Consider the following 14310-nt stretch of genomic DNA (forward strand, 5'->3'; position numbering starts at 1 on the left):
CTCAGCCGAAGATCTGGCGTCCGACGATGAGTACGGCGGCGGACACCAGGAAAAGTTGCAGCATGCCGAAGCGCAGCGACATCAGTCCGGCGACAGCCAGCGCAACCAGTTCGACTGGACCCGCCGTCAGCGCCGCCGGCGCAACGAGAGTTGTCAGAACCGCAGCCGGCACGGCGTTCAGTGCGGCTTCCACGCGCGGGTGAACCCTCTCGAAGCGCGACAGCACCAGATGCCCGCCGATGCGGGTGAGATAGGTCGCCACCGCGCCCCACAGGATGATCCAGGCAGTCGCGCTCATGGTCGAGACGCCTGTCCGTTGCGGATCGGGAGCATCGTCGCCAGCGCGATACCAGCCGCCGCGCCGATCGACACATGCCAAGGAGAACCGACCGTCTTGTAGGCGATGATCGAGGCAATTCCGCTGACGATCACGACCGGCAGCCAGTTGGCGCGGCTGCGAAAACTCATCACCAGCCCGAAGAAATAGATCGGCAGCAGGAAATCCATGCCGATCGCGTGCGGGTCCGGGATGAGATTGCCAAAATAGGCCCCCAATCCGCTTTCGATTACCCAGGGCACGTAGATCGTGACACCCATACCGGCATACCACGCGAACGTCACCGGCAGGCCTTTTTCGGCCTTGCGTTCGACTTCCGCGAACTGAGGATCGGTCAGGAAGAAATAGCCGATCGCCTGATGAAGAACCGGCCAGTGCGACAGCGTGCGCCCGATGGACGCGGAATAGAGCACGTGCCGGAAGTTGACGGCGAAGATCGACAAGACCACGAGCCATGGTGCGATCTTCTGGCCGAAGAGATCGATGCCGACCATCTGGCTGGCGCCGCCGAAGATGGTGGCGCTCATCAGCGTTGCCTCGGCAACGGTGAAGCCGTTCTTCGCGGCCAGCGCGCCGAACAGGAAGGCGAATGGCGCGGACGCCACCACCACGGGAAACCCGAGCTTGGCTCCGGCAAGGAACTCGCTCGCGGTCGTTGGCTGCGTCGCGCCTTCAGGCGTCGCTTCGACGGACATTTCGGCCGGCCTCCCGTTGCGCGACGACATATAGGTCAGTGATCCTGACCTGTCAGCCGAATTCGCTTGAGCCAGCGTTCAATGCTTGTGATGGGATGGCGCGCCGTGCATGTAGCGGCATCGCCTCGGGAGTTCCTATGAAAGGCATCGACCATCTCGTCCTCGCCGGACACGATCTTGACGCCATGCGCGACCTCTATGCGTGGCTTGGCTTCACCATGACGCCGCGCGCGCAGCATCCGTTCGGGACGGGCAACACAGCGATCCAGCTGCATGGCAGCTATCTCGAACTGCTGTCCGTGACCAAGCCGGAAGACGTGATCGAGCCCGGCCCCGGCGAGTTCTCTTTCTCCGCGTTCAACCGCGACTATCTCGCCCGCCATGAAGGTTTCTCCATGCTGGTGCTCGGCACCAGCGATGCGTCGGCAGCGATCGAAACGTGGCGTGAGGCAGGCTTTCAGACCTACGCGCCGTTCGATTTTTCGCGGCTGGCGACTTTTCCGGGCGGCGAGGAAAAGCGCATCGGCTTTTCGCTGGCCTACACGTCCACGCCCGGCGCGCCGTGGTTCGGCCATTTCGCCTGCCAGCACCATGCGCCCGAGTATTTCGCCCAGCCACAGTTCCTGACGCATGCGAATACGGCGCATGCCATCCGCGACGTCTGGATCACCGGAGAGGGCGCACTCGGACTTGTCGACCACATGCGCGTTTTCGTCGGTGCGGAAGGAATTGCGGAAGCGCCGGGGCGCTATGTCTTTGATACGCAGAGAGGCAGGATCGTGCTGTCGACTGCGGAGAACTTTCGGCAGGCGTTTGGCGGCGAGCCTCCCAACCCCAGCGATGGCCCGCATCTCGGCGGCTTCACCATCGATTGCGCTTCCCTCAACAGTTTCACGGACAAAGGCCTCGCAATCGTCGGGGAAAGGCTGGTGCTGCCGTCGGACCGAGCTTTCGGGACGGCGGTCGGCTTCACGAAGCAGCGCTGAAAGATACATCGGCCGGCCTCATGCCTCGCGGCCGACGCGCTCGAACCACTGGTCCTCCGAGATTACCTCAATACCGAGTTCGGTGGCCTGCTTGAGCTTGGATCCTGCGCCCGGACCGGCGACGACCAGATCGGTCTTCTTCGACACAGAGCCGGCGACCTTCGCGCCGAGCCGTTCGGCCATGGCCTTGGCCTCATCGCGCGACATTTTTTCCAGAGAACCGGTGAAGACGACAGTTTTGCCGGCGACCGGCGACGAGACGGCGGCGATCGGCTCTTCGTCCGTGGGCGTAACCTCCTTCAGCAGGGCATCGACGGCTTCGCGGTTGTGTTCCTCGGCGAAGAAGTCGACCAGCGCCTCGGCAACGATCCCGCCAATGCCGTTGACGCCGACAATCTCCTGCCATTCCGCGTTGCCGGGATCACCCTTCCCTTCCGGGATTTTCGCAGCCTCGGCAGCCTTTTTGAGAGCGTCGAAACTGAGGAAGTGACGCGCGAGGCGCTTTGCGTTGGTCTCGCCGATATGGCGGATGCCAAGCGCGAAAAGGAAGCGCGAGAACGCGACCTGCCGCCGGGCGTCGATGGCATCGAACAGCTTCTTGACCGAGACGGCTCCAAAACCTTCGATCTTCTCGAGCTTTTCCAACGAGCCTTCCAGCGTCGCGGGAAGCCCCTCCTGGCGCCTTCGCAGGGTGAAAATATCGGCCGGCGTGGAAATCCTGAGCGCCGGCTTGTCGTTGTTGAAGAAGAATTCGATCTGCTTTTCGCCGAGACCCTCAATGTCGAAGGCATTGCGCGAGACGAAATGCCTGACACGTTCGACGGCCTGCGCAGGGCAGATGAGGCCGCCGGTGCAGCGGCGCACCGCCTCTCCTTCCTCCCGCACGGCGTGGCTGCCGCAGGCCGGGCATTCGGCCGGAAAGACGTAGGGCACAGAGCCTGCCGGGCGCTTTTCGGGCAGGATGTCGAGGATCTGCGGAATGACATCGCCGGCGCGCTGGATGATGACGGTGTCGCCGACCCGGATGTCGTGTCCTTCCGGCCGTGTGGTGCCGATGCCCCTGATATAATCCTCGTTGTGCAGCGTCGCGTTGACGACGACGACGCCGCCGACGGTGACCGGCTCCAGCCGCGCCACCGGCGTCAGAGCGCCGGTGCGGCCGACCTGGATGTCGATCGCCGTGAGCACGGTCGTCGCCTTTTCCGCCGGGAACTTGTGGGCGGTCGCCCAGCGCGGGCTGCGCGAGCGGAAGCCGAGGCGTTCCTGTAGCGCGAGACTATCAACCTTGTAGACCACGCCGTCGATATCATAGGGCAGTTCGGCGCGGTCGGCCTCGATGGCGCGATACTGCGTCAGCATCTCCTCCAGCGAGACGCAGCGCACCATGCGGTCGTTGACGGGGAAGCCCCAGTCACGGAAGCGCTGCACCACTTCGTACTGCGTCGCGCCGAGTGGTTCGGACGCTTCGCCCCAGGCATAGGCGAAGAATTTCAGCGGCCGCGACTTGGTCACCTCGGTGTTCTTCTGGCGCAGGCTGCCGGCGGCGGAGTTGCGCGGGTTGGCAAACGTCTGGCCCGATTCTGCCATGCGTTTCTGCAGGTCGAGAAAGTCGTCCCGGCGCATATAGACCTCGCCGCGCACCTCCACGATGTCGGGCGCGTCGGGCGGAAGCTGCTGCGGGATTTCGCCGATGGTTCGGATGTTGGCGGTGACATTCTCCCCCGTCGCGCCGTCGCCGCGCGTCGCCGCCGTGACCAGCTTTCGTCGCTCATAGCGTAGCGACATGGAAAGCCCGTCGATCTTGGGCTCGGCGGTGAAGACGAGGCCGGCATCAGGAGCGAGGCTCAGGAAACGGCGTACACTGCCAACGAAATCGGCCACGTCCTCGTCGGAAAAGACGTTGTCGAGCGACAGCATCGGCACGGAATGCTGGACCTGCGCGAAGGCGGTGGACGGTGCGGAGCCGACGCGGCGCGAGGGCGAATCCTCGCGGATCAGCTCGGGAAAAAGCGCCTCGATCTGCGCGTTGCGCAGCTTCAGCGCGTCGTATTCGGCGTCAGAAACTGTCGGCGCATCCTCGCCGTGGTAGCGGCGGTCGTGGGCCGCGAGCTCATCCGCGAGACGCTTCAGTTCGGCCGCAGCGTCTTCCTGTGTCAGCGTTTCGACAGGCGTTTCGAGCTTTGGCATGCAAGGATTTCCGTATTCTGGGCGGACTATGAAGCGCAGTCTGCCCAAAGGTTCAAGGCCGGGACGCCGACTGCTGCCATTTGGTGACGAAGTGCGCCAGGGGTGTGGTCGTCTTGCGCGAGGGCGGCCGGGCTCCCTTCTTTGCCCTGGATGTCGACGCACCTTCTCATTGCCACGCCCTGATTTTGCAGTCTGGCCATTCAAAGAACGCTCCCTGCCACGGAGGGAGTAGTCGGGAAGCGGGGCACGGGGCCGAGCCTCTCAATTATTAGTACGTGGCGCGGTTCCCGCGCCCCGCCGGTGCTGTCACCTCCGGTGACGATGGGGTCGACTTGGCATTCGCGGCTCCACCGCTGACCCTCACCGGGGCCCGGGTCTTGGGGATCGTCTCCCTAAACCGCGCTACCGATGGAGCATGGTCGCCAGGAGCGGTTTCCCGCCTTCGCGATCAGCCCCGGCACGGCCGGCCCGTACACCGCCGCCCTCCCTGATACCCGGTGCGCACCAGGTTCCCGTGAGGACGATGCAGGGGAGTATGTGGGAGGTTGAGAGCGCGTGGATAAGTCGGGTGAATTATTCTACGCCACAAAATGAAATCAATGAGTTAAGCTGAAAGAGTTTCCACACCTGCACCTCTCCATTGGTCATCCTCGGGCTTGACCCGAGGATCCATTCCGTGAGGTTGATAATAATAGGTACGGGCGGCAGAGGTCGGGCGCCGGTTCTGGACCGTCAATGCGCTGCCGCGCTGTCACGGCATGGATCCCAGGGTCGCGCGCCGCTTCGCGGCGCTTGCCCTAGGATGACGAAGAGAAGGCAGCACTCTTTTACGGATCAATCCTCTCCCTCAAGCGGAGAAGGGAGGCTACCTAAGCCCCCGCGCTTTCGCCCAGCAGGCGGGCGGCGGCGGCGCGGGCTTCGTCGGTGATGGTGGCACCCGCGAGCATGCGGGCGAGTTCTTCCTGACGGCCGGCCGCATCGATCTCGGCGATGCTGGTCGATACGCTTTTCTTGCCGGATTTGGAGATGAGGAAATGCGTCGTGGCGCGGGCGGCGACCTGCGGGGCATGCGTGACGGACAACACCTGGACGCGTGACGAGAGCCTTGCGAGGCGCTGGCCGATCGCATCGGCGACCGCGCCGCCAACCCCTGTGTCGATCTCATCGAAGACAAGCGTCGGCGCCGAGCCGCGGTCGGCAAGCGCAACCTTCAGAGCCAGCAGGAAGCGGGAGAGCTCGCCCCCGGACGCGACCTTCATCATGGGACCGGCACGCGTGCCGGGATTTGTGCGCACCCAGAACTCGACCTGATCAACGCCGGCCTCGGTGCGGTTGTCGGGCTCGGTGGATATCTCGACAAGGAACTCGGCGCGGTCGAGTTTCAGCGCCGGCAGCTCCGCCATCACCGCTTTGCAGAGCGCCGAAGCAGCGGTGGTGCGCAGTTCGGTGAGGCGCTTGGCGGCGCGATCGTAGGAATCGCGAGCGGCGCCCGCCTGTTTCTCGAGCGCGGCGAGCTTCTCCTCACCGGCGTCGAGGTCGGCCAGATCGGCGACCATTGTATCGCGGGTCTTGGCGAGGTCGTCCACGGTGACCGAGAACTTGCGCGCTGCGGCGCGCAGCGCAAAAAGCCGTTCCTCGGCGCGCTCCAGCTTCTGGGCATCGAATTCGGTCGCCCGCAGTGCGGCGTCCGTCGCCGACTGGGCGGCGTCGAGGTGGATCAGCGCCTCGTCGAGCGACTTCACGACCTCGTCGAGCAGGCCGGGCGCTTCGCTCGACTTGCGCTGAAGGCGGCGCAACAGGCTGGCAAGCTGGGGCAGCGGCGAATTCTGGCCGGAGAACACGTCCTGCGCGTCCTGAACCTCCGATGCGACCTTCTCGGCCCGCATCATGGCGGTGCGGATTTCGGCGAGCTCCGTTTCCTCGCCGGGCTGCGGGTCGAGCCGCGACAGCTCGGCCACCGAGGCGCGCAGATAGTCCGCCTCGCGCGCAGCCGCATCGACACGCGCGCGGTGGAGGCCAAGCTGCTGTTCGCAATCGCGCCAGAAGCGCCAGGCTCCCGCGCAATTGTCCGCCTCGCCGACATGACCGCCAAAAGCATCAAGCAGGTCGCGATGCGCGGCCGGATCGACCAAGGCGCGCTCGTCGTGCTGGCCGTGCAATTCGACCAGCGCACGGCCGATGTCGCGCATCAGCGTGACGCTGGAGGGCTGGTCGTTAACGAAGACGCGGGTGCGGCCGTCGGACGTCTGTATGCGGCGCAAGATGATGTCGCCGTCGTCCTCGATGGCGTTTTCGGTGAGGATGGCACGGGCCGGATGGTTGCGCGGTACGTCGAAGACGGCGGTGACCTGCCCCTGCCCCGCGCCATGACGCACAAGCGAGGCGTCGCCGCGTGCGCCGAGTGCCAGCGAAAGCGCATCAAGCAGGATGGATTTGCCGGCGCCTGTCTCGCCAGTCAGCACGGAAAGGCCGGCCGCGAAGTCGATATCCAGCCGTTCGATCAGGACGATATCGCGGATCGACAGGCGCGCGAGCATTCAGGCGTTTTCCCGGGCTTCCCGAAACCAGTTACATCCGGGAGACATGCATCAGGCTGGCCGTCGGTGCAAGGTCGCGCCGGCCGCGTCAGGCCCCGCTGCCGCCGAAAAGACTGCCGGCCTTGGATATCCACGAGCCGGAATTCTCGCGCGGCTGCAGCCCGCCCGACTGAAGGAGCTTGTAGGAATCCTTGTACCACTGGCTGTCAGGATAGTTCTGGCCAAGCACGGCAGCCGCAGTCTGCGCCTCGGAGGTAAGGCCCATGGCGTAGTAGACTTCCGTCAGGCGCGCGAGGGCTTCCTCGACGTGGCGGGTGTTGGAATAGTTCTCGACCACGAAGCGGAACCGCTTGGCGGCGGCGATGTATTCGCGCCGCTCCAGATAGTAGCGCCCGACCTGCATCTCCTTGCCGGCAAGCTGGTCACGGGCGAATCGGATCTTGCTCTTGGCGTCCTCGACATATTCCGAATCGGGCCAGCGCTGAACGACCTCTTCCATAGCCTCGATGGCCTGGCGCGATTCCTTCTGGTCCTGCGTGACCGAGCGGATCTGGCGGAAATAGGAGAGGCCGACGATATACTGCGCGTAGGCGGCGTCCTCCGAAGAAGGATAGAGCTGGACGTAGCGCTGCCCGGCGTTGATCGCCTCCTGGTAAGCGCCCTGGCGGTAGTTGGTGAAGGCGCTCATAACGAGCGACTTGCGCGCGTATTCCGAATAGGGGTGCTGTCGATCAAGCGAATCGAACTTGCGGCTTGCTTCCTTGAGGTTGCCGGAATTCAGGTTGGCCAGCGCCTGATTGTAAAGCTGGTCGGCGGGGTCGGTCTGCTCGACATAGGTAGCGAGGTTGATGTCGTCGTTCTTGGACATGCAGCCCGCAGCGAACACCGGCATCGCAGCGATAACGGCGGCGGAAATCACCTTCCGTCCAATACATTTAGCCTGGCCAGCCGCGTGAGCCTTCTTCACAAAATACATAACCGAACAGAGCCCTTCCCGGCGCGTCGCCACTTCCACCACCGGAACCCTCTCCCACAAAGGGCACAGACCGGCTCGGACAAGCGCGCACGTATGATCATAAACGCTTTTCAGCGACAACGCCATTGCCCGGCAATGGCGCAATTTTATGGCACGGATTTCGCTAACAAATCACTGGCGCGGCAGGAATTCGCAAACCGTGTTTTTTCTGCCCGAACGCGGCAGAAAAGTCACAGCGGCGAGCCGTGCAAAAGGGGATCAGAGAACCCAGGGAGCGTAGACAGCCGCGCTGACCGCGACCATTTCGGCCGAACGCCCGCGCTCGCGGCGGGTCGTCTCGACCACCTCGAAAGCCGAGCGGTCGGACAGGAGATGGCGCAGCGCGGCTGCGTTGAGCCTGTGGCCGCCGCGATAGGAGCGGTAGCAGCCGATGAAGCGCGCACCGGCAAGCGCCAGGTCGCCCATCGCGTCGAGCATCTTGTGGCGCACGAACTCGTTCTTGTAGCGCAGGCCCTCGACATTGATGACGCGGCTGTCGTCGCCGATGACAACGGAATTCTCCAGCGACGAGCCCAGCGCGTGGCCCGCGGCCCAGAGGCGTTCCACATCCTTCATGAAGCCAAAGGTGCGAGCGCGCGAAATCTCGCGGCGGAAGGTTTCGGCATCGACATCGGCAGCGAAGGACTGGCGGCCGATGGCCGGGCTCTCGAAATCGATATCGACCTCGAAGCGGGTCCCCTCATGCGGGAGGAACTCGGCGAAGGAGGCGCCGCTGTCGATGCGCACGGGCTTGAGGACGCGAATATAGCGACGCTTGACGTCGAGCGTCTCAACGCCGGCCAGGTCGATCGCGTCGACGAAACCCGCCGCGCTGCCGTCGAGGATAGGCATCTCGTCGCCATCGACCTCGATGATCAGATTGTCGATGCCGAGGCCGAAGAGCGCGGCCATGACATGCTCGACCGTGCCGACATGATGGCCGGCCGGGTCTCCGAGCGCGGTGCAAAGGTCAGTGCGCCCGACTTCCGACACGACAGCGCGAATCTCGCGCACGTCACCAGCCGCGTTCATGTGGTGGAAAACAATACCGGTATCGGGATCGGCGGGGAGGAAGCTTATGGAAACCGGCTTGCCGCTGTGGACGCCGAAGCCATGGAGAACCGCGCGCGATTTGATTGTGGTCTGGTAGTCGTGCAACTTGATCCCCGTGCCCATCGATCCGGACGTTCGGCCGGCAACTGAACGGACAGTTGCGGACTTGCGCCCCCTGGCTGACGCGGCTGGCTGGATCTCATCCCCGAATCCGGCCGCGCGTCGACCTTTTTGATGGTCGCAAGATAGTCCGCGGGCGGGTCGACAACAAATCACGCTTTCTTACTCTATGTTACTGCAAACACATATTCCACGAATCACAAGCGACTGAATCTGAACGGTTTTTCAAGTCGACGGGCGGAACTATTTCCGTCCGCCGACCATATCGGGGAGCCTTTTAGAGGGCTCAGTTCGCTTGCCGGCGAAGGAACGCCGGAATCTCCAGGTGATCGTCTTCCTGCACGCTGCGCGGCTGGGGCGACAGGCGGCCGTGTTCATCGAGCTGGCCACGGCGCGGTGCGTAGAGCTGCGGGTCCTGCGACGCGATGCGGCGTGCCTCCGGCGCCGGCTGGCGCAGCTTGGGCTCGCGCGGGGCGGCCGGCTGCAGACGCGCAGGCTCTTCCTCGCGGCGGGCCGTCAGGCCGGTCGTCAGCCGCTTCAGCAGTCCCATCGGGCCGTTGTTCTCATGATCCGCGGGATTGTTGCGGGCCGCAACCTCGGCCTTCACGACCGGCGGAAAGTCCTCGACCTTCGGCATGCGGGGAGCCGCCTGCATCGGCTGCGGAGCGGCCTGCCTCATTTCCGGGGCGGGCGCGGCCGCGACGGGACGCGCCTGCTGGACAGGCGCCGGCTGCGGCTGCTGGAAGATCCTGCTGGTCGGCTGGAAGTCGTCGGCATGATGCTGGACCGGCTGCTGAGCCTGACGGGCAGCCATCACCGCGGCGTTGATCTCGGCCTGACGGATGGCGTCGGCAACCGGGTCGGCGGCAGCCGGGGCTTCCATCTGAACGGCCTGTGCCGTGGTGCGCATCTCGGTGACCGGCGCTGCGACCGGACGCGGCTGCGGCTGTGGGGCAGCCGGCTTGGCCGGGGCCTGGCGGATCTGGATCGGCGCGGCGGCGATCTGCTCGGCCGACTTGTCGATGCCGGTGGCGACGACCGACACGCGGATGACGCCTTCCAGTTCTTCGTCGAAGGTCGCGCCGAGGATGATGTTGGCGTCCTGGTCGACTTCCTCGCGGATGCGGGTAGCAGCCTCGTCCACCTCGAACAGGGTGAGGTCACGGCCGCCGGTGATGGAGATGAGCAGGCCCTTGGCGCCCTTCATCGAGGTCTCGTCGAGCAGCGGATTGGCGATCGCGGCCTCGGCAGCGGCCATCGCCCTGCCCTCGCCCGAAGCCTCGCCGGTGCCCATCATAGCCTTGCCCATCTCGCGCATCACCGAGCGGACGTCGGCGAAGTCGAGGTTGATGAGGCCTTCCTTGACCATCAGGTCGGTGATGCAGGCAACGCCCGAGTAGAGCACCTGGTCGGCCATCGCGAAGGCGTCGGCGAAGGTGGTCTTGTCATTGGCCAGACGGAAGAGGTTCTGGTTCGGGATGACGATCAGCGTATCGACACACTTCTGCAGTTCCTCGATACCCAGGTCGGCGGTGCGCATGCGGCGCTGGCCCTCGAAGTGGAACGGCTTGGTGACGACGCCGACCGTGAGGATGCCCTTCTCGCGGGCTGCGCGAGCCACGACCGGTGCGGCGCCCGTGCCGGTGCCGCCGCCCATGCCAGCGGTGACGAAGCACATATGCGTGTTGGAAAGGTGGTCGATGATCTCGTCGATGCATTCTTCAGCGGCGGCGCGGCCGACTTCCGGCTGCGAACCAGCGCCGAGGCCTTCGGTGACATGCGCGCCAAGCTGGATGAGCCGCTCGGCCTTCGACATGGTCAGGGCCTGCGCGTCGGTGTTGGCGACCACGAACTCGACGCCGCGAAGCCCGGCCGTGATCATGTTGTTGACGGCATTGCCACCGCCGCCGCCGACGCCGAACACGGTGATGCGGGGCTTCAATTCAGTGATGTCGGGCTTCTGAAGATTGATGGTCATGTGCTGGTCCTCGTCCTTTGCCTTTCCCGCCGTGTCGCCGTCACGGCCCTTATGGGGTTTGCCCCCTGATTAGAAACTGTCTCTGATCCACTGACTCATGCGGTTGAACCGCCCACCGGTGCCGGTCATACGCAGCCTCGACGCGACTTTCCCCTCGCGACTCTCGAAGCCCGCCACCTGCGGATAGATCATCAGGCCAACCGCCGCAGCGAAGGCCGGCCCCTTGGCCGCCTCGGGCAGACCGGCAACGCCAAGCGGCCTGCCGATACGCACGTTGCGACCAAGAATTCTGCGCGCCGCCTCCGGCAGCCCCTGAAGCTGAGAAGCGCCGCCCGTGAGCACGACACGCTTGCCGACGGCGCTGCCGTAACCGGATTTGCCAAGCCGGTCGCGGATGATTTCCAGCGTCTCCTCGACGCGGGCGCGGATGATGCGTGTCATGACGGAGCGCGGCACCTGCAGCGGCACCTCGCCATCATCATTGCCCATCGGCTGAATGGTGATCGTCTCGCGATCGTCGGCGCTGCCGGGCAGCGCCGAGCCATGCATGACCTTCAGGCGCTCGGCGTGTTCGAGGCGGGCCGAAAGCCCCTTGGCCATATCCATCGTAACGTGATTGCCGCCGACAGGCAGGGCATCGCCGAAGACGAACTTGCCGTCGGAGAAAACCGAAATCGTCGTCGTGCCGCCACCCATGTCGATACAGGCCGCACCCATTTCCAGTTCGTCATCGACCAGAGCCGAGAGGCCGCTCGCATAAGGCGTCGCCACCATGCGCTCGACCGAGAGGTGCGCGCGGTTGATGGCGAGTTCGAGATTGCGCAGCGGAGCCGCGTCGCCGGTGAGGACATGCATGTCGACACCGAGCGCGTCGCCCACCATGCCGCGCGGATCGCGCACGCCGCGCTCGCCGTCGAGCGAGAAGCCGACGGGCAGCGAATGAACGACCTCGCGCTCGGCCTTCAGCGCCTGCTTGGCGCCGGCCGCGAGCACGCGACGGATGTCGGCAGGCTCGACCTCATGGCCGCCGAGATTGATGGTGGCGGAATAGGTTGTGCTCTTGAGGCGGCCCGCCGTCAGATTGACGATAAGCGAGTCCACGGTGAGGCCAGCCATGCGCTCGGCAGCGTCCACCGCCAGCCGGATGGCATGTTCGGCGCGATTGAGATCGACCACGACGCCCGACTTCACGCCATGCGACTTCTGATGGCCGATGCCGATGACCTTGATCTCGTGGGTGCGGCCGCGCAGCACCGGGCTTGCCTCGCGCGGGCTGAGCTTGGCGATGATGCAGCACACCTTGCTCGACCCCACGTCGAGTACGGTGAGGATGCCGGAACGCTGCGAGGAATTCTTCTGTCCGCCGAGCCAGCTCATATGCTTTTCCCCGGCTTCTTCTTGGCAGCCTTGGCCTGATCGGCCAGTGCAGCCGTGCGGCGCTCCATGGCCTCGGGCGTGAGCCGGACCACCAGACGATCCTCGAGGCGGAGGTCGGCCACCGCGATGTCGCGCGATAGCAACCCATCCTCGCGATCCAGTCGAACCACTTCGGCGATCGCCGCGTCTTCGCCGTTCTCCGGCAGGCGAATGGTGATGCCGTTCTCGAGGCGAAGATCCCAACGGCGACCAGCGACGCGGATGAACCCCTTCACGCGCGAAGCGAGCTCGGGGTAGCGCCTGACCTTCTCGACGAAATCAGCACCCTTGTCGGCGCCGTAGCCAATGACCAGCGGCAACACCGAATGGCGATTGACATCGAACTGCGTGACCACGCGGCCGTCGCGCTCGATGATCGCCAGTTGGCTGCCATGCTGCCAGATCGCGAACGGCTCGCGCTCCTCGATCCTGACTTCCAGCTCGTCCGGATAAACCTTGCGAACCGAGGCGACCTTGACCCAGGGAAGCGAAGCGATGCGTTCGCGCGCAACCTCGGCGTCGAAGCCGACCAGAGAGGTCCAGCCGCTCAGGTCGAGTTGTTCGAGGATGTCGATTTCGGAGGTCTGGCGGTTGCCGGAGACACGAACCTGATCGACCGCAAAACCAAGCCGCGCGGTGACCGCCTGGGCCGCCGCTGGAATTTGGCCGCCCAACCATGCGCCATAGATCGAGCTTGCGGACAGGAAGACCGCGCAGGCGGCGACGCCGAAATAGCGCGGCGGCTGATAGTCGCCCTCACAGAACCGGCCAATGAAACGCACTGGCTTGCGCAGTACGCGCGGCAGCACGAAGCGCCCAACCGGAAGGGACAGGCCGAAGATCGCGGGCCGCGCCGCGCCGGCTTCCCCGCTATGTTCGGACATCAACGCAGACACGAAGCGTCCTCCACCATCCAACTCAACAATTCGCCAAACGAATGCCCCGCTTGCGCGGCAATTTCGGGCACGAGCGACGTCGGAGTCATGCCGGGCTGGGTGTTAACTTCGAGCCAGATAAGCTCGCCATTTTCCGAATGACGGTCGTCGTAACGAAAGTCAGATCGGGAAACACCCCGGCAGCCGATTGCTTGATGCGCCTTAAGCGCCAGTGTCTGAATCTTTTGGTAAATATTTAGTGAAATTTTAGCCGGTATCTCGTGTTTTGAGCCGCCGGGCACGTATTTGGAGTCATAATCGTAGAAGGCGTGACCGGTCGGAACGATCTCACAGACACCCAGCGCCACATCACCCATGACGGCGCAGGTCAATTCGCGACCATGCACGTAGCGCTCGACCATGACTTCGTCGCCGTAACGCCATTCGGCAGCCGAGATGATCTGCGGCGGATGCGACCGATCCTCCTTGACGATGACGACGCCGAAACTCGACCCTTCCGCCACGGGCTTGACCACGTAGGGCGCAGGCATCGGATGCTTGTCGGTCACCTTGAAACGGTTGACGATCTTCGATTCCGCAACGGGAACACCCGCGGCCTTGGCGATCTTCTTGGCCTGGATCTTGTTCATGGCCAGAGCCGAGGCAAGGACGCCGGAATGCGTGTAGGGAATGCCGAGATATTCGAGGATGCCCTGGATGGTTCCATCCTCGCCGAAGGGGCCATGCAAAGCATTGAAGGCCGCATCGGGCTTCAGCTCGGCAAGGACCGAGCCGACATTGCGATCCACGTCGATGCGGGTGACGCGGTAGCCTTCCGCCTCAAGGGCGTCGGCGCAGGATTTTCCCGACGACAACGACACCGGCCGCTCCGACGAAAATCCCCCCATCAACACCGCAACGTGTTTCGACTTCATTCGCCCTGCAAATCCCCTCGCAGCGCGCTCCCAAATTTCAGGCAGAGTCCGAGTCCTCCGGCGAAACTGCCCGGGCGAAACGACGCGGCCGACTCAAATCAGGAAACGCTGTTAACCGAAAGAATCAGAGAGTTGACTCAGGCGCAAGCGGGGAATTGCCAGAGGCGCAATTTCTT

The 14310-nt window shown here is 64.3% G+C and carries 11 protein-coding genes; 1 reads left to right on the top strand and 10 read right to left on the bottom strand.

What is annotated here, in order from left to right:
* Position 1: 1 nt before the first annotated feature.
* Entirely contained in the window at positions 2-298 is a 297-nt protein-coding gene (locus ABMA32_RS11420; RefSeq protein WP_349013880.1) for an AzlD family protein, read from the bottom strand.
* A complete protein-coding gene (locus ABMA32_RS11425) occupies positions 295-1032 on the bottom strand; it encodes an AzlC family ABC transporter permease (protein ID WP_349013881.1) in 738 nt (245 codons plus the stop codon). Before ABMA32_RS11425 ends, ABMA32_RS11420 begins: the two co-directional genes overlap by 4 nt.
* A 137-nt stretch (positions 1033-1169) precedes the next feature.
* Here ABMA32_RS11425 and ABMA32_RS11430 point away from each other — a divergent pair, with 137 nt between their 5' ends.
* A complete protein-coding gene (locus ABMA32_RS11430; RefSeq protein WP_349013882.1) occupies positions 1170-2018 on the top strand; it encodes a VOC family protein in 849 nt (282 codons plus the stop codon).
* Between the two features lie 18 nt (positions 2019-2036).
* On the opposite strand, the gene ligA is transcribed toward ABMA32_RS11430, so the two are convergent.
* From ligA to ABMA32_RS11470, 8 genes are all read right to left on the bottom strand, one after another.
* Positions 2037-4205: an NAD-dependent DNA ligase LigA gene (ligA, locus tag ABMA32_RS11435; RefSeq protein WP_349013883.1), complete on the bottom strand. Its 2169-nt coding sequence runs from the start codon at positions 4203-4205 to the stop codon at positions 2037-2039.
* 869 nt (positions 4206-5074) lie between these two features.
* Complete coding sequence (gene recN, locus ABMA32_RS11440; RefSeq protein WP_349013884.1) at positions 5075-6742, bottom strand: DNA repair protein RecN; 1668 nt, start codon at positions 6740-6742, stop codon at positions 5075-5077.
* An 88-nt stretch (positions 6743-6830) separates the two neighbouring features.
* Positions 6831-7718: an outer membrane protein assembly factor BamD gene (locus ABMA32_RS11445; protein WP_425475539.1), complete on the bottom strand. Its 888-nt coding sequence runs from the start codon at positions 7716-7718 to the stop codon at positions 6831-6833.
* Positions 7719-7976: 258 nt separating this feature from the next.
* Positions 7977-8933, bottom strand: a complete 957-nt coding sequence (gene lpxC / locus ABMA32_RS11450; RefSeq protein WP_349013886.1) for a UDP-3-O-acyl-N-acetylglucosamine deacetylase — start codon at positions 8931-8933, stop codon at positions 7977-7979.
* Between the two features lie 283 nt (positions 8934-9216).
* Positions 9217-10908: a cell division protein FtsZ gene (ftsZ, locus tag ABMA32_RS11455; RefSeq protein WP_349013887.1), complete on the bottom strand. Its 1692-nt coding sequence runs from the start codon at positions 10906-10908 to the stop codon at positions 9217-9219.
* 69 nt (positions 10909-10977) lie between these two features.
* Positions 10978-12285: a cell division protein FtsA gene (gene ftsA / locus ABMA32_RS11460; RefSeq protein ID WP_349013888.1), complete on the bottom strand. Its 1308-nt coding sequence runs from the start codon at positions 12283-12285 to the stop codon at positions 10978-10980.
* The gene (locus ABMA32_RS11465; RefSeq protein WP_425475522.1) at positions 12282-13220 is read right to left on the bottom strand and encodes a cell division protein FtsQ/DivIB; all 939 of its coding nucleotides are present in this window, start codon (positions 13218-13220) and stop codon (positions 12282-12284) included. Before ABMA32_RS11465 ends, ftsA begins: the two co-directional genes overlap by 4 nt.
* Positions 13208-14134: a D-alanine--D-alanine ligase gene (locus tag ABMA32_RS11470; RefSeq protein ID WP_349013889.1), complete on the bottom strand. Its 927-nt coding sequence runs from the start codon at positions 14132-14134 to the stop codon at positions 13208-13210. The genes ABMA32_RS11465 and ABMA32_RS11470 overlap by 13 nt, the downstream gene beginning before the upstream one ends.
* Between the last annotated feature and the right edge of the window lie 176 nt (positions 14135-14310).

The sequence above is a fragment of the Mesorhizobium quangtriensis genome (genome assembly GCF_040081925.1).
Lineage (GTDB): Bacteria > Pseudomonadota > Alphaproteobacteria > Rhizobiales > Rhizobiaceae > Mesorhizobium_K > Mesorhizobium_K quangtriensis.